This is a genomic window from Thermus thalpophilus (genome assembly GCF_022760915.1).
GTDB classification, from domain to species: domain Bacteria; phylum Deinococcota; class Deinococci; order Deinococcales; family Thermaceae; genus Thermus; species Thermus thalpophilus.
Genome location: NZ_JAKTNS010000105.1, coordinates 1 through 661, shown reverse-complemented (window position 1 = coordinate 661; position 661 = coordinate 1). Strand labels below are relative to the sequence as shown.

The 661-nt window shown below is 66.0% G+C and carries 1 protein-coding gene; it reads left to right on the top strand.

The features are described 5' to 3' along the window. Positions 1-117 precede the first annotated feature (117 nt). Complete coding sequence (locus tag L0D17_RS13205) at positions 118-651, top strand: MarR family transcriptional regulator (RefSeq protein WP_243095707.1); 534 nt, start codon at positions 118-120, stop codon at positions 649-651. The last annotated feature ends 10 nt before the right edge of the window (positions 652-661 follow it).

Sequence of the window (661 nt, the reverse complement as noted above, 5' to 3'; positions counted from 1 at the left end):
GTGGTCCCCACATTTTTACTCGTCCAGTCTCACATGTGTCTGTCCGGGTTCAGGGCTTGACGGAACACGGGGAGGGTGGTTTACTTAGTCCCGAGAACGAACTAAAGGGGGACAGGGGTGCGCAAGGGGGACACGCAGGAAATCCGCAGGCTCAACCGCCGGGCCATCTTGGGCCACCTGAGGCGGGGTCCCCTCACCCGTGCTGACCTGTCCCGGCTCACGGGTCTTGCGAAAAGCGCCGTGAGCCGCCTGGTGGACGAGCTCCTGCAAGAAGGCCTCCTGGAAGAAGGGGCCTTTACCTCCCCACCCTTAGGACGACCAGGAACCCTTTTGCACCTCCGCCCTGGGGCCCGCTTCGCCCTGGGGGCGGAAATCGGCGTGGAAGGTACCGTGCTTCTGGCCCTGGACTGGCGGGGCGAGGTCCTTTGGGCCAAGGAGTGGGCCCACGCCAAGGAGGCGGGGCCGGAGGAGCGCTTCGCCCGGCTTCTGCGAGAAACCCTGCCCGAGGCCCAAGGAGCCCTGGGCCTCGGCTTCACCCTGCCCGGCGTGGTGGTGGGAAACAGGCTCCTCTACGCCCCCAACCTGGCCTGGCGGGATCTGGATCTAAGAGGCTGTCGTAAAAGTCCTCCACGGCCAGCTACGCGGCCCTAGCCAGCCGCTT